The following is a 17,965-nucleotide window of genomic DNA, read 5'->3' as shown; positions in this document are numbered from 1 at the left end:
CCCTCACGTAACGGCAGGCGGGAGCCTGGTTCCCGGAAGGGAGGGGAACCATGGCGTACACGGTGGGGCAGGTGGCGAAGCTCGCCGGCGTGACGGTGCGGACGCTGCACCACTACGACGAGATCGGGCTGCTCTCGCCCAGCGGGCGAACCTCGGCGGGTTACCGCCGCTACGACGACGCGGACCTGCAACGGCTGCAACTTGTCCGGTACTACCGGGAGCTGGGTTTCCCGCTTGAGGAGATCACCGCGATCATCGACGACCCGGCGGCCGATCCGGCCGCTCACCTGCGCCGCCAGCACGAGCTGCTGACGGCACGGCTGATGCGGTTGCAGGAGATGCTCGCGGCGATCGAGTTGGCGATGGAGGCGAGCAAGATGAACATCCAACTCACGCCCCAGGAGCGGTTCGAGGTCTTCGGTGACGTCGATCCGGAGCAGTACGAGGCCGAGGCGGCGCAGCGGTGGGGTGACACCGACGCGTACCGGGAGTCGAATCGGCGGGCCTCCCGCTACGGCAAGGACGACTGGCTGCGGATCAAGGCGGAGAACGAGGACTGGGGTCGACGGATCGTCGCGCTGATGGGCTCGGGCGCGCCGGCCGACGGCCCGGAGGCGATGGATCTGGCCGAGGAGCACCGGCAGCTGATCAGCCGCTGGTTCTACGAGTGTTCGTACGAGATGCAGACCGGGTTGGCCGACATGTACCTGGCCGACGAGCGGTTCACCGCGTACTTCGAGAACATCGCCCCGGGGCTGGCCGCGTACCTGCACGAGGCGATCCACGCCAACGCGATCAGCCGGGCCTGATCGCCGGAAGGCCGACGGGTACAGCGGCGGCGGGAGGCCGACCGGGAGCGGGGTCGGTGCGGTCCGGCTAGTCTGGCCGGACCGCACCGCCCGGGGGAGACGACCGTGCCGAAACCGAAGCTGATCGCCGCTGTCGCCGTGCTCGTGGTGGTGATCGGTGCCGGGGTGTGGGCGCTGGTCGCCGCCGGCGACGACGAACCGGACACGGGCCGCCCGTCGGCGTCGGCGGGTGCCGACCCGGCCGGTGTGTTGACGGCCGCCGCCGCGAAGGCCGACGAGCAGCCGTACAAGCTGACCGTCGGCACCGGCGGCGCGGGCGGGGACGCCACGGTGTTGCTCTGGGACCCGAAGGCGAAGCGTGGTCTGGAGACCACCTCGCTGAAGGTGCCCAGCGGTGTGGTGAAGATCGAGCGGTTGACCACCGGACCGGACGTGTACGTGCGGGTCACCGCCCCGGATCGACGGGTCCCGGTCTGGGACGGCAAGACCTGGTGGCACGTCGGCGCCCCGGGCGATCCGGCCGCGAAGCAGGGCCTGGACAACAGCCGGCTGGCCAGCACGTTGACCGCGCCGGCCGGCGTCCGGCAGACCGCGACCCGGGAGTACGCGGGCACGCTGGACCTGCGCGAGAGCGGCGCGGTGCTGGGCAGCGGTGTCGAAGGTGTGCTCGGGGACCGGGCCGGAGCGGTGCCGTTCACGGCTGCCGTCGACGAGCAGGGTCGGCTGGTCCGCTACCGCATCGAGTTGGCCAGCGAGCAGTCGCAGACCGCCCAGCTCGACCTGACGTACTCGGATTTCGGGGTGCCGGTGTCGGCCGACCCGCCGGCGGCCGACCTGGTCGGCGAGGACCCACCGGCGAACATCCCGGGCGCATGACAAGGGTTCACTCCTCGACCGCCCCGTCGACCGGGGTGACCAGGAAGTCGTAGACGGTGCGGGCCATCCGCCGGACCGTCTCGTCGCCGGTGGCCATCGGTCCGGCGGTGAGGAACGCGACGGCGGTCTCGGTGCCGGGGATCAGGTAGTAGCCGACGTCGTGTGAGGCGTCCGGCAGGTCACCGGTCTTGTGGGCCACCGGCACCCCGGGTGGCAACGCCGCCGGGATCTTGGTGTTCAGGGTCTGCTCCCGCATGAAGCCGATCATCAGGTCGCGGGAAGCGGGGGTGAGGATCTCACCGTCCCAGACCGCGCCGAGCAGGGACACCACGTCGTCCGGGCTGGTGTAGTTCTCCTCGCCGCGTTGCGCTGCCGCGCTGTCGAGCATCCGGCGGGCCAGGATGGTGGAGCGTTGGTTCATCGAGTCGATCAACGCGTTGACCGGGGCGAACCCACCCAGATAGGTGATCAGCACGTTCGCGGCCACGTTGTCGCTGTACTTGATCAGATATTGGGCCAGCCGGTGCAGCGTGACCACCTGCGGGAACGTCTCGAACTGGAGCTGACCGGTGCCGCCGACCACGTCCTCCGGGGTGACCAGCACGCCGTCGTCGAGCGAGACCTGTCCACAGTCGACCCGGCGTAGCAGTTCGACGAGGATCCACAGTTTGATGACGCTGGCCGCCTTCGGCCGGAGGGCGCCGTTGACGGCGATCTGCTGGTCGCCGTAGCGACCGGACAGGTCGCGGACGGTGACTCCGGCCGGGTTGAGGCTCGCGTCGGCGACCACCCGGGCGAGTTGCCCGCTGAGCGGGAACAGTCGGGCTCCGGCGACCGGGTCGGTGGGCGGCTGCGGGCTGGTGACCACCACGCCGGTCAGCGTCGTCGGCGGCCGGTGCGGTTGGATCACCTCCAGGGTGCCCTCGGTCCGCCCGACCAGCGGTACCCGGTAGCGGTAGGCCGTGCCCCCGACCACGACCGCGCCGCTGGCCACGCCGGCGGCGACCCGCATGGTCGGGTCGGCGACCCGACCGGTGTCGCCGTCGCAGGCCCGGTAGCGCACGGTGCGCCCGAGCGAATCCACCGCGAACGCGCCGCCCGGAAACGACAGCCAGGACACCTCGCTGGTCGGGGGCTGCCCCGGCGTCGGGTCCACCCCGGGCTCGTGGCTCTGCCCGTCGCCCGGCTCAAGCCCGTACCCCGGCTGGGTCGTCTGCGCCGGGTCCGCGATGGGCTCGCGGCCCGGACCGTCCGCGGTGGCCGGCCCGGTCGTCGCGAGGACCGCGAGCGCGACCGCCGCCGACAGCCATTTCCGGGGTACGCGGGCCGAGCCCCCCAGCAGGGAAGATGAGCGCCGCTTGTCGCTTTTTCTCACGTTTGCACGATATGGAGCGCCGGGGGCGGCTGAGACCAGCGGGACCGCCGTCACCCGTCCGGGCGGCGATGTCCCCCGGAGCGGCACTCTCAGGGGTATAACTGTGACCCGGTGGCATCACCCGCATCAGCAGCACTCCACCCCGAGGGACCGCCCATGTTGATCATCGCAGGCAGCCTCCTGGTCGAGCCGGCGGCACGTGAGGCATACCTGGCCGACTGCGCGCAGGTCATCGCCCAGGCCCGCGCCACCGCCGGCTGCCTCGACTTCCTGCTCGCGGCCGATCCACTGGAGCCGGGTCGCATCCACGTCTACGAACGCTGGGAGTCCCCGGAGCAGTTGGCGGCGTTTCGCGGCTCCGGGCCGAGTGACGCGCAGACAGCGGCCGTCCTCGACGCCGACGTGCACCGCTACCTGATCTCCGGCGTCGAGGCGGCCTGACCCGCGCACCGCACGACAGCGACGGTCACATCGGCGGTTCGGGGTCGGTGGGCAGGCCGGGTGCCATCCGGCGGATCGAGGTGAACGTGGGCGTCAGGGCGTCGTACAGCTCGGCGAAGAGCGGCAGCAGCGACGCGTAGGTGGCGGCGGCGGCCGGGTCGGGACGCACCGTCTCCTCGATTCGCACCAGGTCGGCGGCGACGTCGATGCTGGGGATCAGCCCGAGCGCCTGCATGCCGAGCAGCGCCGCGCCGAAACTCGACCCCTCGTGTGCGGCCGGGAAGCTCACCGGCAGGCCGAGCACGTCGGCGAGCATCTGCCGCCACAGCCCGCTGCGGGCGAAGCCGCCGCCGGCCCGGACCTCGCGCACCTCGTTGCCGGCCGCGCGCACCGAGCTGAGCACCAGCGCGAGTTGTTGGCAGACGCCCTCCAACGCGGCCCGCACCAGATGCTCACGGCGGTGCCCGTAGGTCAACCCCACGTACGCGCCGCGCGGCAGGGCACTCCAGTGCGGTGCCCGCTCGCTGTGCAGGTACGGCAGCATGATGAGCCCACCCGAGCCGACCGGTGCGCGGGCGGCCAGCGCGACCAGGTCCTCCTCGGAGTGTTCGCCCAGGTCCGGGGCGAGCGCCGCCCCGGCCCACTTCAGCACGATGCCGCCGTTGTTGATCGCGCCACCGACCGCCCAGCGCCGCTCGGTCAGCGCGTAGCAGAACACCCCGCCGAGCGGGTCCACACCGGGCCGCTCGACCATCACCCGCATCGCGCCGCTCGTCCCGATCGAACAGGCCACCATGCCGGGGTGCACCGCGCCCAGGCCCAGGTTCGCCAGTGGCCCGTCGCCCGCGCCGACCACCACCGGGGTGCGCTCCGGCAGGCCGGTCTCGGCCGCGACCTGCGGGGTGAGACCGGGCAACACGGCGGTGGTGGCGACCAGCTGCGGCAGCTGCTCCTCGGTGATCCCGGCGATGGTCAGCGCCTCGTGATCCCACTCCAGCCGGTGAATGTCCAGCAGGCCGGTGGCCGAGGCGATCGAGTGGTCGGTGACCAGCGCGCCGCAGAGTCGCAGCAGCACCCAGTCCTTGATGCCGACCCAGTGCGCCACCCGCTCGAAGAGTTTCGGCTCCTGCTCGGCGAACCAGAGCAGCTTGGGCAGCGGCGACATCGGATGCATCGGCGTGCCGGTACGTCGGTGCAGGGCCAGCCCCGACGGCACCGCCCGCAACCGTTCGGCCTGCCGGGTCGCTCGCGAGTCCGCCCAGGTCACCGACGGGGTCAGCGGATGGCCGTCCGGGTCCAGCCCGATCAGGCTGTGCATGGCGGAGCCGAATGACAGCCCGGACACCGGTTGGACCAACTCGGCCACGACCACGCTGACCGACTTGAGCACCGCCTCAAGAATGAGTTGGGGGTCCTGCTCGGCGTAACCGGGCTGCGGGTCGTTCAGCGGGTAGCCGATCAGGTGGCTGCCGAGCTGCCGCCCGTCGGTGTCGTACGCGACGGCCTTCGTGCTGGTGGTGCCGATGTCCACCCCGATCACGACCCCGGGCAGCGTGACCTGCGGCACGACCGCCACCCCCTCCAGACGTGAATCGACGCAACACTATCGCCCTATCGTGTGGGTTGCTCCGCCGATTGGGTATTTCGCCCGTTTCGGCGTGTCCGGGCGGCGCGCCGCGCCGGTTGAACCGGGTGACACCCCAGATTGGTGGCCTGCGCGGCGAAGGAGTCGGCGTGGCAAAGACTGATTCGACGGGTTCCACTTGGCGATACCGGTGGGCGCACCGGCAGAACGTGCGGCGGGTCAGCACGTACCGCGGCGCTGAGGCGGCGTGGCGGCGACGCGACGACGAGTTACGGCGGCTGCGCGCCCTGGCCGCCGACTTCGAGGGCTCGGTGGCCGCCGGGGCCGGTCTGCCACTGGAGTTGGCCGCCGACGAGGTGGTGCTCTGGGCCCTGCCCGCAGCCCAACTGGTCGAGGTGCGGCACACCAGCGTGCTGCCCGCGCCGGACCTCACGGTGGCCCCGCGAACCGGGCCACTGCGTCCGCGCCGCCCGGACGGCGTACGCGTCACCGACGCCGGCATGGCCGTGATCACCAGTCGTCGGCTCGTGCTGCTCGGCGGTCGAGGCCGGCGCGACTGGGCGTACGGTCGGATGACCGGTCTGGCCCACGACCCGGCGGCGCCGGTCACCCTGATCCAGGTGCTGGACCGGCGGCGTACCTCCGGGTTGTTGCTGCCCACGGACGCCGCGCCGGACTTCCGGTTCAAGCTCACCCTGGCCTTCGCCGACGCGATCGAACAGCGCGCCGCGGTGCTCACCCAGCTCGACGAGCTGATCGCGGAGCATGCCCAGCTCAAGCCGTTCCGGCCGGCGGTGGCCACCCCCGGGCAGGCCCGGCTGTCGTCGTTCGTGCCCGGTGGCCGCAGGAGTATCGCGGTGGCCTCCGCCATCGCGCTGCTGGTGCCGGCGGCGCTTATCGAGTCGGACCCGTCCGACCCGACCGGTGGCGCGGAGGTCGCCGCCGCCGCCACCCCGGCGCCCACGGCCAGCGCCGCGCCCGCGCTGATCGGCCCGACCCTGGCGCTGAGGACCCCGCCGCCGAAGCCGGCGAAGTCGCCACGTCCGTCGCCCAGCGCCAGCCAGGGCGACCCGCGCTGCGGGGCCCCGGAGAACCCGCTGGGGTACGACTTCTGTGGCGGCACCCGCATCCGCAAGCCGGCGGCCGAGGTATGTGACTGGTTCGACTGCGTACCGCAGTTCTGGGCCGGTCGTGGTTACCTGGTGCAGTGCCGAGACGGCTCGGTCAGCCTGGCCGGCGGCCGGTCCAGCGCCTGCACCGAGCACGACGGCGTACGGCGGACCATCACCAAGTGACCGATTCGGGGTCTGAAGTCCGCTTTGCTCGGCCAGAATGATCGAGTGGAGATCCGGTCTGACGATGGCGCGCGGGTGCGGATACGCCCCGTCGGCTACCAGCCCGGCGTCGACCCGCCCGACGAGCCCGACGGGGACACGCCCGGCTGGCACGACTGGCTGCTCATCGAGGTGGACGCCCGCACCGCCGACGGTCAGACCTGGTCCCATCACTACCCGAGCCTCATGGTCGAGGAGGCCCGCGCGCTCGGCGGCTGGCTGCACGGACAGGCCACCGCCGCCCTCGGGCTGAGCGCGCCACCGGCGATGGTCCGCTTCACCGAACCCAACCTGGCGCTGCGCACCCGGGTGCTGCGCCGCCGCCGGCTGGAACTGATCGTGGAGTTCTCCGCCGAGTCACTGCCACCGTGGATGCGCCGCCCGTCCACCGCGATCTACCCGCTGGTCCTCACCGTCTCCGCGGATGCCCTGGCCACCGCCGCCGAGCACTGGGCCGAGCACTGCGCGGCGTACCCGCCGCGTACCCAGTCACGGTTTCCGAACCACGGTCCGCAGCCGTACCGCCGGCGAGCCGGCTGATCACCTGCAATTCTCTCCTTTCGGGCGCAACGGGATGCATCGATCCGAGTGGCGTTCCCTGTCACGTACGTGAGCGGTTGTACCGCGTGTGACCGTGACCTCTGTGTCCTGCGCCCCCTGGCGGATCGCCTGGGCGGAGCGCGAGAACGAGCGGCGGCAGCGCGCGTACCGCGACGCCACCGAAGACTGGCGGCGCCGCGACGACCACCTGGCCCGGCTCCGCATCGAAGCCGCCAGCTTCCTCGGCTGTACGCAGCCCCGCACCGGCCTGCCGGTGGACCTCGACGACGACGAACTCGTCTTCCGTGTCCTCCCCGTCGCCACGCTGGTCGAAGCCGAGGCGCGGCACGTCCCCGGTCTGCCCACCCCGGGCGGCTGCTGTTCCTTCACGGAGGCTTCCTCCGAAGCCCTGCCGGCGGGCCTGCGGACCGTCGACACCGGCATGGCCGTCGTGACCAGCCGACGGGTGGCCTTCGGCGGTCATGCGCACCGGCGCGAGTGGCGGTACGCCGACCTGGTCGGCCCCGCCCACCACCCCCACGCCGCGGTCACCCTGCTGCCCGACCACGGACGACTCGATGGCCTCCTGGTGCCGGCCAACGCCGTGGTGAACTTCCGCTTCTACCTGACCCTCGCGGCTGCCGACCATCGCACCGACGTCATCGCGCAGGTCGACGCGCTGCTGGCCGCGCACCGGGACGCCCGGCCCACGCCGTTGCCGATGGTGCGCCCGGACGAGGCGCCACTGACGGCAGTACGCCCCGACCGGCGGGCGCTCGGCGCCGCAGCCGTCGCGGCGGTGGTGTTCGTGACGCTGGGCCCCGGTGCACTCGGGCCGGGCGCGTGGGCCCCTCGCGGGCCGGTGCCCTCGGCGGAGGTCGTCGCCTTGGACGTCCCGACGGATGGGGTGGCCCTCGTTCCGATCGGTTCCGTTGGGCCGGTGGCACCGAAGGTCAGGGTCGGATCGGTCGGCCGTGCCGCACCGAGCCGGCCGTACGCTCGATCGCGCGAGGCGGCCATCCAACCCGCCGTCTCCGCTGCGGCGGTACCGGCCAACGTGCTGGCCGGGCCGCCGGTCGCCCCGCCGTCCGTCGCCCCGGAGGCGTCGGCCGGTGCGGTGCCGACGCCTGCTCCGGTTCCCACCACGACCCCGCCCGCGACGCCCCTCCCGACGACGCCCGCCGAGTCGCCCTCGCCGACCCCGACCGCGACGTCTTCACCGGACCCGGGACTGCTGACGGTCTGCCTGGATCCTGTCCGGTTGCCGTTGCTGGATCCGTTGCTCTGCCCGTCTCCAGCGCCTTGATCAGCGGCCCGCGCCTGTCTCGCTCAGTTCGTGGCGCTGAAGTCGGGGACGGTCAGGGTGCCGTCCTCCGCGAGGGTGAAGCCGGGATTCCAGGCGATCTCCCACAGGTGACCGTCCGGGTCGGCGAAGTAGCCGGCGTAACCGCCGTAGAAGGTCTCCTCGGCCGGCTTGGTCACCGTGGCGCCGGCCTTGACCGCCGTGGCGATCACCTCGTCGACCTCGGCTCGCGAGCGGACGTTCTGGGCGAGGGTCATCCCGCCGAAACCGTCGGCGCCCGGGTCGTCGATGCCGGCGTCGGCGGCCAGCTTGCCGCGGCCCCACAGGACGACCGCCAGACCACCGGCCTGGATGAAGACCGTCTCCTCGACCTCCTGGCCCTGCCAACCGAGGTGCTCGTAGAACGCTTTCGCGCGGGCCACGTCCGCAACTCCCAGGGTGACCAGGCTGATCCGCTGCTCCATGGCCTTCAACCTAGCGCTCGATCATTCCCTGCCGGGATGCCACGCAGCACCGGCGTCGGCAGGTCGTGCCCCAGGCACGACCCGCCGCCACCTCGCCCGTCAGTCAGCCCGGGACGACTGCCACTACGCGGTGCCCTGCAGCGCGATGAGCTGATCGAGGTTGTTGGGGTCGTTGTTGTCGTTGACCGCCATCGAGACGGTGGAGCCGTCGGTGATGGAGAGGTTGTACAGGTCTCCACCGTTCACCGGACCCCGGTACGGGCCGTAGAGCGGGCCGGTCTCCCTGACCCGCAGCGTCGTGTAGATGGTGTCGCTGTCGTCACGGGTGTCGTACGCCCAGAGCACCTCGCCGTACGGGTGGAACTCCGACTTCGCGACGAGGGTCGAGCCGACGTACAGCTCCACCTTGATCGCCACGCCGTTCGGGTCCTTGCGGAAGAAGGTGCCGTCGAAGGAGTCGTTGATGCGGCACCCGTCGCTCTGGGCGACCACGGTCAGGTTGCCGGCGAGGCGCTGGCAGTTGTCCGTGTCGACCTGGGCCCACCGGACAGTGGGATTGGGGCTGTACGCCTGAGCGCTGCTCGGGACGAACAACACCGAGCCAACCATGGCCAGGATCGCGACGATACCGGCCGTCAGGTGACGACGTGTCCTCTGCATACTTCTCTTCCTTCCTCCGAGGTGATCGCGGCGACGGGCTCACCCCCGCGGCCCGTCGAACGCCGCACCTCGATCTGAGCAAGGCAGGAACTGGGCAACAAGACGTCAGGCCGTACGGAACAGTTCGGAACGGCCGCCGAAGCACCGCCCGACGTCCCGGCAGCTGTTCAGGACGGGCGCGCCGCCCGCAGCGCACCGATGACCGGGTCCCATCGCGCCGGCCCGTGTACCGGGTTCAGCGGGTTCCCGTCAGCGACGGTCACGCCGGCAGCCCGCAGCACCGCCACGTGACCCTCGTACGCCGGATGGGCAGCCAACTCCGCCTTGGTGTGCGGGAAGGCAATGATCGGTAGGCCCCCACCCAGCGATTCGTTGAGTACGCCGAGCGCCAACGTGTCGTTGATGCCCAACGCCCACTTCGTCACCGTGTTGAACGTGACCGGCGCGGCCAGCACCACATCGGCCGGTGGGTGCGGCTCAGGGTCGCCGGGCATCCGCCACTCCACCCGTACCAGATAGCCGGTCTTGTCCTGCAACGCCTGACGGTCCAGCCACGGCGCGGCGGTGGGGCTGACGATCATGCACACCCGCCACCCGTCGCCGATCAGGAGGTCGACGAGTTCGTCGATGTGTTCCGCCGGACCCGCCGCGCAGACGACCAGATACAGCACCGGGCGTTCCGTCATGCCCGCAGTCTGCCCGATTGCGCCGTCGCTAGGTCGAGCGCATACCGATCGTGTATGCCGCCGCCTTGACCTGCCGGCTGAAGGTGTGCGGCAACCGCTGCGAGAGGTCGGGATTAGTTTCCGTAGAGCGATATGCCTGTGGGGCATAGATATGACTCACAGGTATATCGCTCGTCAGGACAAGTCAGGCCGGTCGCGACTGCCGCCGGTCGCTCTTCGCGACATCAGCGTGGTCAGGACGAGACGTCGCCGAACTCGCGTACCCCGTCGACGTCCAGCGTGATCCGATCGTTCTCGATCCACTGGCCGGTGGCGGCGAGCCAGCTCGGGTCGTCGCGTTCGTCGATGTCGCTCCAGCTGTGCCGGTGGTGCCGTAGCTGCATCGGCCCGGTCGACTGACCCGGCGCGAGCGTGCCGTCGGTGAAGGTCAGCTCGACCCAGCCGGGGACCGGCGTACCCGGCGGCGGGTACGGCGGCGCCGGCGTCGTCATAGTCGACGGTGTGCCCGGCGGGATGAAGAACTGCACGGTCTGCCGGATCCGGGCGCAGCCCAGCGCGGCCCAGTCGCAGTTCGGCACCAACGAGGTGTTGCCGCCCTCGAAACGCAGGTGGTAGCGCACCCGCACGGTGGTCAGGTCGAGCGGTCCGGTGCCGGTGTTGGTGACCCGCAGCAGGTGTTGGATCTGGTTGTTCGTCGGCGACCAGTCCAGGTTGAGGTAGCTGACCGTCGCGCGGCCGGCCGCGGTGCGCACGGTCGTGGCGGGCGAGGTGTCCGAGTAGCCGCCGAGCGCGCGGGCGGCGATCGCGATCCGGTACGTCGTGCCGGGTGCCAGGTCGGTCAACGTGATGGTGGTGTCGGTCGTGGCGCCGAGGAAGCGGTACGTGTTCGGACCCAACGGCACCTGGACCTCGTAGTTGATCGGCTGCTCCGCGCCGGGCTCGACCCAGGCGGAGGGCGCCCAGCTGAGCGTCAGCCGGTGCGGTTCGTTGGCCACCACCGTCGGGCTGCCGGGGGTGCTGATCGCCGGTCCGTCGGCCTGGGCCGCGTTGACGGCGCCGACGGCGAGCAGGCTCGCCAGCGTGGCGAGGGCGATGGTGGCGGTGACACGGCGAGCGGACATAGCCGAATGGTAGCCCTGATGCATCGATGTCAATGCGATGTCTCACTTGTTGGTGAGGCGTGCCCGAAAAGGGGCGTTGTCAGGATTCTGCACCCCGGTCCACCTGGCGATCAATCAAAGACAGTCAATACGCTGGTTCTCGCGCGCCCCACATCGCGAGGTGTCAAATGGTCATTCCACGTCCTGTTCTGGTCGTGCTCGCGGCCGTACTCGGTTGGTTTTTGATCGTCTGTTCGGCACCCGGCCCCGCCGTGGCCGCCACCGGCGAAAGTCAGGAAATGGCCAATTATCTGGCTACCCACCCGGGCGGGAAAGCGATCAATGACAACGAGATCAGCTACGACGGTGGGGCGTTCATCGTGACGCTGCGGCGTCCGTTGGGAACGCTCGCCGCCGCCGACTGCCCCTCGGGCTGGTACTGCTTCTACGAGTGGCCCAACTACGGCTACCCCCGGGGTCGGCTCTCCGACTGCGGCCGGCAGAGCCTCGCCACCTGGCAGTGGCAGTTCCGGGTCGAGTCGGCGCACTACAACCTCGGCAGTGGCACCGTGTCGTTCTACTACTACGACACCCGGCTCTTCGACATCGGCGCGAGCAACCGGGTCCGCAGCGACGCGTCCCCCTACCGCAACTGGCCCAACTACGTGGAGCGCCGCTGCCGGTGACCGCGCGGCGTGGTCGCCTCAGGCGCAGCCGGGCACGGTGGTCCGGTCGGTCCGCGCCTTCGTCAGGAACAGCACGTATTCGAGGATCTGGTCGTCGGCGACCGTGGTCGTCTCGTGGCTGAGTAGCTCGCCGGTGAGCGGGTTGAACTGCAACGTCTCCCGACGTCCGAGCGTGTCGTCGGCGCTGAAGGTCAACCCGGGTCGGCCGTCCCAGTCCGGGTACGCGCCCCGATCCTGGATGCCGGGCGTCGCCGCCAACTCGAACAGCAGCGCCGAGACCTGACCGGGGCTCAGCAGGTGGTAGCGGAAGATCCGGCTGACCAGGTTCAGCATCCCGGCCGCCGTACGCAACTCCGGTGGTTGTTCACCCAGCAGCGAGGCCAGTTGCCGACGCAGCTCCTGCGGGTCCACCGACGGCGCCGGCGGGATCTCGGACAGGTCGCCCCGGCGGTAGGGGACCGTCGTCGGGGCGCCCGATCGGCGTCCGTCGGTGACCGGGGTGACGACCCGGCGGCCGGACAGCTCCGCGGTCCACCACAGCGTCTCGTCACGGTAGCTGTCCCGATCGGTCCCGGGGGCGAGGTCCGCCGGTGCCCAGACCCGAAGGCAGGAGATGGTGTACGACCCGTGGGTGGCCGTGGGCGCGATGCCCGCGACGGTCAGCGCGAGATCGGCGAGTCGGTCCGGCCTGCCGGCGATCGTCGGAGTGCCGCCGGTGGGCGGTTGGGTCCCCGGCGGGGCCTCGGTCGTCGGTACGCCTCGGGCCCCCGCACGCTCCCTGATCGCGGTGACACCCACTCCCACCAGGGTTGTCAGGGACATCCCGCCGAGGACGACCACCGCCAGCGCGGCCTGCACCCTCGGTGGCAGCCGGCCGATCCGGCCAGGGGCGGGCGGGGCCGGCACAGTTTCCTCGGCCACCGGTCGGCGAGGCCGTGGAATGGCGGTCGTCCGGGCGGAGCTTGTGTGCCGTCGCGCCGGCCGGTTCGCCCGACGACCGCCGTGCCGCTCGGTGGGCCAGCCCGACGCGCCGGTGCGGGAAACCGGGGAGCCCGAGGACTGGGGAACCGTCGCGTGCCAGCCGCCGCCGAGCTGCCGCTGCGGGACCGGCGCGGCCCCGCGCTGCGACGTCGACGTCTCCGGGGCCAGCGGACGGGTCGACTGCTCGAAGGGCAGCCGGTCCAACGGGGCGCCCCGGTTCTGCTGGCTCGGTTGCGGTCCCACCGCGTCGAACCGGGCCGACCGGTCGTTCGCCGGGAACGCGACCTGCGGGAGCGCGTCGGCGTGCGGCAGGGGCGGCAGGCCGGCTGCGGCCGGTGCGACGAGGTCGTCACGGAACTCGAGCTGATAGGCGCGCGCCGCGTAGGCGGCCAGCTGGAAGTACCACACCCGCCCGGCGCGACCGACGTTTTCGTAGGTGCACGAGATCAGCGCCTGACTCAGCAGGGAGAGCAGGTACTGTGCCCGCCAGCTCGCCCCCCAGTTGCCCTGCCTGGCCACCGCCAACCCCACCGCGTAGCTGGCCTGGATCACCTTGACCTGCCGGGCCGGCAGCCGATCCGAGGGGCGTTCCGCCGGGTCGATCAGCAGGGCGCGGAGCGCGTCGGTCGCGGCGGTGCGGGGGCCACCCGCCACGTCCGGGCCGATGGCGTCAAGGGTCAGGGTGGCCAGGTCGCGAGTGAGTGGCGCGTCTTCGGCGAACCGGTCCGTGTCCACCAGGCAGAACTTCTTGACCTGCACGTGGCCGCTTCGGGAGCACGGAAAGAGGGCGTTGTTTCCGTGCAGGTCGCCGTGCGACGCGCCGCAGAGCTGGTCGAGCTGGTCGTCGTCGAAGAGTGAGCCGACGTCGGCGAACCGGAGGGGGTGCGGCAGCACCGTGCCGGTGGCGACGTCGTGCAGCCAGTCGCCCGCGACGGTGCCGAGGCCGAGCGCCCGCACAGCCGCGGACAGCTCGTCCCGGGCCTGGGCGTCGGCGACCTCCCGCCGCACGAACCGACCCACGGTGGTCTGGCTGACGTGCCGCCCCTGGCGGTGCCACAGGTTCCACACACCGTCGAGCAGGGTCCGGTAGGCGTCCCTGCGCTGGTCGTCGTCGACCTCGGCGAGCGGAACGACCTGCTCGGCGCCGTGCGCGATGTCCTGGAACATGAGGTAGCGACCGTCGCCGACCGGGTATCGCGGATACGGCTGACGGACCAGGTGCCGCTCCGCGAAGACGGTGTCCACAGCGACGGCCTTTGCGTGCCGGGCGGCTTCTTCGATCGCCTGCCCGGCCGGCAGCACCTTGACGTACAGCTGCTCGGCGTTGCGGCCGGCACGCCGCTCCAGGATGACCTGGATCAGCTCGGCGCCGCTTCGCCCGCGGCGTCGGGCGGGGTGGCACGGCGGGCGAACGACGGCGTCGAGCCCGGCCGCCCAGTCCCGCAGTGCGGCCGCCACCGCCGCATCCTCTATGTACCGTTCGAGCTCGTCAACGAGACCGTCGCCCATGTCCGCCATTGGACCTTCCACGAGTGGTGAAAGTGGACGCGGACGGGCGGGGGTGGCACGTCCGGATGCGGTTGCGCCGGTAAACGCGAACGTCAAACTACCTCAACTTTCGGGCGAACGCGGTATTAATTCGCAGCCGATCCCGCACCTACCCAAAAGTAATAATCAATCACTTTACGCTCCGGAAAGAATGCGATCCGTGACATGTAGATAAATGGATATACGATCGTCACGGAACGGGAGGTTGAGGTGACAGAGCGCACGGAATCCCTGCTCCAGCGGCAGCGCCGACCCGAGATGATGGCGTTGCTGCACGCGATGTCGGTCTGCCACGGCAGGGCGCAACGACTCGACAACCTCCGAATGGCGCTCTCCGTCACGATTGGCGTCGCCGGGGCGGTGATCGCCTTCACCGGCGTGTCGGGCACCGCCGTCACGGCCGTGGGCGCCCTCTGGGCGGTGGTCAACGCGATCGGGCTCGGCGCCTGGTCGACCGGGCAGCTCCGCCGGGCGGCCGTCCTCCAGGAGATGTTCGACGTCCGACTCTTCCGGCTGCCCTGGAACGCGGTCGCGGCGGGTGAACCGGTCGGCTCGCCGGAGGTCAGCCGCCTCGACCGCACTTACCGGGGCGACGAGCAGTACCTCTGGGACTACTACGAGGTCCCGGATCTGCCCCGCCCGTACGACGTGCTCGCCTGTCAGCAGCAGAACCTCGGGTGGGGCGCGCGGGTGCGCCGACGGTACGCGTACACCGTGCTCGCCGGGGTGGCGATCTGGGCGACGGTGGGGGTCGTCTTCGCGGTGACCGCCGACCTGACCGTCTCGGCCCTGCTGACGCAGTGGTTCGTGCCGTCGCTCGGCGTCCTGCTGCTCGGCCTGGAGATCTACCGAGGCCAGCGCGGGGTGGCCGCCGAGCGGGACCGGGCCCTCGCGCTCCTACAGCAGCGAATCGCCACCGCGGCCGGGCGCGATGACCCGGCGACCGAGGCGGAGCTGCTCACCCTGGCCCGGCAGACCCAGGACCTGATCTTCCACAGTAGGCAGGCGCAGGCCCGTGTCCCCGGCTGGTTCTTCCGCCGGTTCCACGCCGCCGACCGCCACGACTTCCAGGCCGCGATGGTCGACCTCACGAACCTGCTGCGTACCGGGACGCCCGCCACTCACCGCGACTGACCGCGGCCGGTCGGCGGGCGCATGTCGAAGACGAGGTTGCCGGCCGCCACCCGGACGCCGAACAGGGCGACGGCGATCAGGCCGTACCGCCGCCGCGGCGGCTGCGGACGACCGTCAGGAGAGGCCGTCATGCGGCGAGGTCTCCGGCAGGTGGACGGCGCCGACGAGGGCGTCGGCGAGCAGGTCGGCGGCGTTCTCGTCGAGCCCGAGGGTGCTCGCGTGCCGCCGCGCCACGTCCCGCAGCCGGGCCACCTGGGCCGCCGTCACGACGATCCGGCCGTCGACCGCCGGCAGCGGCGTGCCGGCCAGCTCCGGGCCGGACGCGGTACGGCGGTCGGTGCCCCGCCACCGCCGCCACCGCGACCTCGCGACCCCGGCCCCGAGGCCCAGAACCTCCCGGACCGACGTGGCCACCACTTCGATCACGATCGCGCTCACCAGCGCCTCTTCGATGCCGAAGCCGACCCCACCGCCCGGCGTACGGCCTCGCGGCGCCCCGGCGCGCCACATCACGGCAACCTCGTCGAAGACCTCCGACTCCTCCGGGGCGAGCCGCCCGCTGACCTGCCGGGCCAGGCGAAGCACGAATTCCGACGCGTCGACGGTCGCGGACGGACCGACGGATTCCATGGTCAACGCGGCCTCCCGAGCCGATCACGCGCGATTCCGACCCAGGTTATCGAGCATGGGCAATGGGCGGTGCGTCTCGCTCGCTGATCAACGCCCGGGGCGGCCACTCCGCTTGCGTCAGGTCAGCGGTCGATACCGCGATATGGCGTCGGCGGACGGCGAGCGGAGGTGCCCGACCGTAGCGTCCCCGACGACGGCCCCGAGCGCTCGATCCGTGGGAGGCTACCAATGCAGATGGCCGAAGGTGTGGTGTTGCCGGGAGAGCCCGCCCCGGCCAGCGTCCGGGTGGAGCGTTGGCGAACGGGGCTGCCTCCGGGCGCGTGGCCCGACACGCTTCCGGCGAGTGGCGAGATCTGGCGACGTGACGTGTTCGCGGTGGCCGAGGCGTACCGGGCCGGCGTGGCGAGTCCACGGCAACTGCTGACCGCCGTGCTGGCCTGGGGTTACGGCCCAATCGGGTACGGCCCGTGGCGCGCCGCCAGGTCGCTTGACGCCGACCCGGACGGCAAGCGCCTGGCGTACGCGCTTGAGGAGATGTCCGCACCCGCGCCAGACGAGGAGACGTTGCGTAGCGCGTACCGCCGGTTCCGCGACCCCGACCACTGTCGTCTGCCGTGGTTGGGTCCAGGGCTGTTCACGAAGGTCCTCTACTTCGTCGGCTACCGGCGCGGGGCGGGGGGCATACAGCCCCTCAACCTCGACCGGGTGGTGGCCGGCCGGCTCCCTGCCGAGGCCGGCGTCCGCCGCCAGAACGGCTGGTCATCCGAGGAGTGGCTGGCCTACCTGCGGTGGGCGGCAGAGCAGGCCCAGGCCAAGGGGATCGAGGCGGACGCGGTGGAGATGGCGGTCGTCCACGACCGGTGGGTTCGCTAGTGAGCGCCGCGCAGGCGAGCGTCGAGCGCATCCAGGTCGGGAACGAACCAGATCTGCCCACCCTGGTTCGACTCGTGCACCAGGGCGCGCAACGCGGAACTCTGCGCGAGTTGCGCCGAGATGTCGCCGACGACGGCCAACCGCACCCGGTAGTTGACGAACTTCTGCATCACGTCGCCGGCGAAGCGGGTGCCCAGCGAGAAGAAGCGCTCGTCGAGCCGGTTGGCCGGCACGGCCACCACCTGGGCGCCGAGGAACGCCGCGCCGATCAGGTCCAGCGCGTCCTGCTCGGTGGCCACCGGCGGGCCCGCCGGGTCGCAGACCAGCACCGGCACCCCGGCGCGTTCCTGGATCTCGTCAGACATGGCGAACCTCCCGGTCGAGCAGGTCGTTGTCGGCGTTGAGAACGGCGTCGAGCAGGTGCAGCAACTCGGCGGTGGCGGCGGGGTCGCCCAAGATGATGATCTTCATGCGGTGGCGTTCCTCGTCGTGCACCGTCTGCACCCGCAGGGGATGGGCCTGGTCGTGCGCGGTGTTGGCGCTGGTGAGCACGAGCGTGCCGAGCCGGTCGGCGGCGGCCCGGTCCACGCCGTCGATCTGCACGATGCTCGACACCTCCGCCTGCCTGGTGACGCTGGGCGCGGTCGGGGCCTGTCCGGTGAGTGCGTCGAGGTCCCTGGCGGCGATCCGGTACTGCTTGCCGATCCGCACCGCCCGCAGCCGCCCCGAGCGGATGTAGCCGCGCACGGTGCGCACATGCAGATTGAGTCGGTCAGCCACCTGCTCAACCGAGTACATTTCTTCCGTCATCGCTCCCTATCGTAACTCGTCAGCGAAGTTTAGGGAGTGATGGGGTGCACCGTTGCCGATAGGTCCCCGGCACCCACCTGGAAACAAGGCCCGCGAGGCGTGCGACCGGTTAATCCCCCCGTGCTGTCGG

The 17,965-nt window shown here is 71.3% G+C and carries 20 protein-coding genes; 9 read left to right on the top strand and 11 right to left on the bottom strand.

Features of this window, described 5'->3' with window-relative positions; genetic code table 11:
- Window positions 1–50: 50 nt before the first annotated feature.
- Complete coding sequence (locus tag AB0J33_RS17195; protein ID WP_363614541.1) at window positions 51–809, top strand: MerR family transcriptional regulator; 759 nt, start codon at window positions 51–53, stop codon at window positions 807–809.
- A gap of 105 nt (window positions 810–914) precedes the next feature.
- Window positions 915–1,685, top strand: coding sequence for a hypothetical protein (locus AB0J33_RS17190; protein ID WP_363614539.1), 771 nt, complete (start codon window positions 915–917; stop codon window positions 1,683–1,685).
- Between the two features lie 7 nt (window positions 1,686–1,692).
- Here AB0J33_RS17190 and AB0J33_RS17185 read toward each other — a convergent pair whose 3' ends face one another.
- Window positions 1,693–3,060 (bottom strand): serine hydrolase, encoded by a 1,368-nt coding sequence (locus AB0J33_RS17185; RefSeq protein ID WP_363614537.1) that lies wholly within the window; start codon window positions 3,058–3,060, stop codon window positions 1,693–1,695.
- Window positions 3,061–3,216: 156 nt separating this feature from the next.
- On the opposite strand from AB0J33_RS17185, the gene AB0J33_RS17180 reads away from it, so the two are divergent.
- Entirely contained in the window at window positions 3,217–3,501 is a 285-nt protein-coding gene (locus AB0J33_RS17180) for an antibiotic biosynthesis monooxygenase (RefSeq protein WP_363614535.1), read from the top strand.
- Window positions 3,502–3,526: 25 nt separating this feature from the next.
- Here the strand turns inward: AB0J33_RS17180 and AB0J33_RS17175 are convergent, their stop codons facing one another.
- The gene (locus tag AB0J33_RS17175) at window positions 3,527–5,068 is read right to left on the bottom strand and encodes a gluconokinase (RefSeq protein ID WP_363614533.1); all 1,542 of its coding nucleotides are present in this window, start codon (window positions 5,066–5,068) and stop codon (window positions 3,527–3,529) included.
- Window positions 5,069–5,235: 167 nt separating this feature from the next.
- Here AB0J33_RS17175 and AB0J33_RS17170 point away from each other — a divergent pair, with 167 nt between their 5' ends.
- The 3 genes from AB0J33_RS17170 (at window position 5,236) to AB0J33_RS17160 (ending at window position 8,266) form a co-directional block, all read left to right on the top strand.
- The gene (locus tag AB0J33_RS17170) at window positions 5,236–6,381 is read left to right on the top strand and encodes a hypothetical protein (protein ID WP_363614531.1); all 1,146 of its coding nucleotides are present in this window, start codon (window positions 5,236–5,238) and stop codon (window positions 6,379–6,381) included.
- A gap of 45 nt (window positions 6,382–6,426) precedes the next feature.
- The gene (locus AB0J33_RS17165) at window positions 6,427–6,960 is read left to right on the top strand and encodes a hypothetical protein (RefSeq protein ID WP_363614529.1); all 534 of its coding nucleotides are present in this window, start codon (window positions 6,427–6,429) and stop codon (window positions 6,958–6,960) included.
- A gap of 94 nt (window positions 6,961–7,054) precedes the next feature.
- Window positions 7,055–8,266, top strand: a complete 1,212-nt coding sequence (locus AB0J33_RS17160) for a hypothetical protein (protein WP_363614527.1) — start codon at window positions 7,055–7,057, stop codon at window positions 8,264–8,266.
- A 23-nt stretch (window positions 8,267–8,289) separates the two neighbouring features.
- On the opposite strand, the gene AB0J33_RS17155 is transcribed toward AB0J33_RS17160, so the two are convergent.
- The 4 genes from AB0J33_RS17155 to AB0J33_RS17140 all read right to left on the bottom strand — a co-directional run bounded on the left by AB0J33_RS17155 (window position 8,290) and on the right by AB0J33_RS17140 (window position 11,194).
- A complete protein-coding gene (locus AB0J33_RS17155; RefSeq protein ID WP_363614525.1) occupies window positions 8,290–8,727 on the bottom strand; it encodes a VOC family protein in 438 nt (145 codons plus the stop codon).
- A gap of 123 nt (window positions 8,728–8,850) precedes the next feature.
- Window positions 8,851–9,387, bottom strand: a complete 537-nt coding sequence (locus tag AB0J33_RS17150) for a hypothetical protein (RefSeq protein WP_363614523.1) — start codon at window positions 9,385–9,387, stop codon at window positions 8,851–8,853.
- A gap of 167 nt (window positions 9,388–9,554) precedes the next feature.
- Entirely contained in the window at window positions 9,555–10,073 is a 519-nt protein-coding gene (locus AB0J33_RS17145) for a flavoprotein (protein WP_363614521.1), read from the bottom strand.
- Between the two features lie 233 nt (window positions 10,074–10,306).
- Window positions 10,307–11,194 (bottom strand): cellulose binding domain-containing protein, encoded by an 888-nt coding sequence (locus tag AB0J33_RS17140; RefSeq protein WP_363614519.1) that lies wholly within the window; start codon window positions 11,192–11,194, stop codon window positions 10,307–10,309.
- Window positions 11,195–11,361: 167 nt separating this feature from the next.
- Here AB0J33_RS17140 and AB0J33_RS17135 point away from each other — a divergent pair, with 167 nt between their 5' ends.
- Window positions 11,362–11,859: a peptidase inhibitor family I36 protein gene (locus AB0J33_RS17135; RefSeq protein ID WP_363614517.1), complete on the top strand. Its 498-nt coding sequence runs from the start codon at window positions 11,362–11,364 to the stop codon at window positions 11,857–11,859.
- An 18-nt stretch (window positions 11,860–11,877) separates the two neighbouring features.
- Here the strand turns inward: AB0J33_RS17135 and AB0J33_RS17130 are convergent, their stop codons facing one another.
- Window positions 11,878–14,349, bottom strand: a complete 2,472-nt coding sequence (locus AB0J33_RS17130; RefSeq protein WP_363614515.1) for a hypothetical protein — start codon at window positions 14,347–14,349, stop codon at window positions 11,878–11,880.
- A gap of 249 nt (window positions 14,350–14,598) precedes the next feature.
- Between AB0J33_RS17130 and AB0J33_RS17125 the strand changes: the two genes are divergently transcribed.
- Window positions 14,599–15,522 carry an S-4TM family putative pore-forming effector gene (locus AB0J33_RS17125; RefSeq protein WP_363614513.1) on the top strand — a complete coding sequence of 308 codons (924 nt, stop codon included), beginning with the start codon at window positions 14,599–14,601 and terminating at the stop codon, window positions 15,520–15,522.
- Here the strand turns inward: AB0J33_RS17125 and AB0J33_RS17120 are convergent.
- Together AB0J33_RS17120 and AB0J33_RS17115 are read right to left on the bottom strand one after the other, a co-directional pair.
- A complete protein-coding gene (locus AB0J33_RS17120) occupies window positions 15,510–15,653 on the bottom strand; it encodes a hypothetical protein (RefSeq protein ID WP_363614511.1) in 144 nt (47 codons plus the stop codon). The two genes, AB0J33_RS17125 and AB0J33_RS17120, sit on opposite strands and share 13 nt — an antisense overlap.
- The gene (locus AB0J33_RS17115; RefSeq protein WP_363614509.1) at window positions 15,637–16,158 is read right to left on the bottom strand and encodes a hypothetical protein; all 522 of its coding nucleotides are present in this window, start codon (window positions 16,156–16,158) and stop codon (window positions 15,637–15,639) included. Before AB0J33_RS17115 ends, AB0J33_RS17120 begins: the two co-directional genes overlap by 17 nt.
- A 222-nt stretch (window positions 16,159–16,380) precedes the next feature.
- Here AB0J33_RS17115 and AB0J33_RS17110 point away from each other — a divergent pair, with 222 nt between their 5' ends.
- On the top strand, window positions 16,381–17,025 hold the full coding sequence (locus AB0J33_RS17110) for a hypothetical protein (RefSeq protein ID WP_363614507.1): 645 nt from the start codon (window positions 16,381–16,383) through the stop codon (window positions 17,023–17,025).
- Here AB0J33_RS17110 and AB0J33_RS17105 read toward each other — a convergent pair.
- Complete coding sequence (locus AB0J33_RS17105) at window positions 17,022–17,390, bottom strand: DUF4180 domain-containing protein (RefSeq protein ID WP_363614505.1); 369 nt, start codon at window positions 17,388–17,390, stop codon at window positions 17,022–17,024. The two genes, AB0J33_RS17110 and AB0J33_RS17105, sit on opposite strands and share 4 nt — an antisense overlap.
- The gene (locus tag AB0J33_RS17100; protein ID WP_363614503.1) at window positions 17,383–17,835 is read right to left on the bottom strand and encodes a helix-turn-helix domain-containing protein; all 453 of its coding nucleotides are present in this window, start codon (window positions 17,833–17,835) and stop codon (window positions 17,383–17,385) included. The genes AB0J33_RS17105 and AB0J33_RS17100 overlap by 8 nt, the downstream gene beginning before the upstream one ends.
- Window positions 17,836–17,965 lie beyond the last annotated feature (130 nt).

The organism is Micromonospora sp. NPDC049645, from assembly GCF_040675155.1.
Classification (GTDB): domain Bacteria; phylum Actinomycetota; class Actinomycetes; order Mycobacteriales; family Micromonosporaceae; genus Micromonospora.
This window is presented reverse-complemented; position numbering and strand designations above follow the sequence as displayed.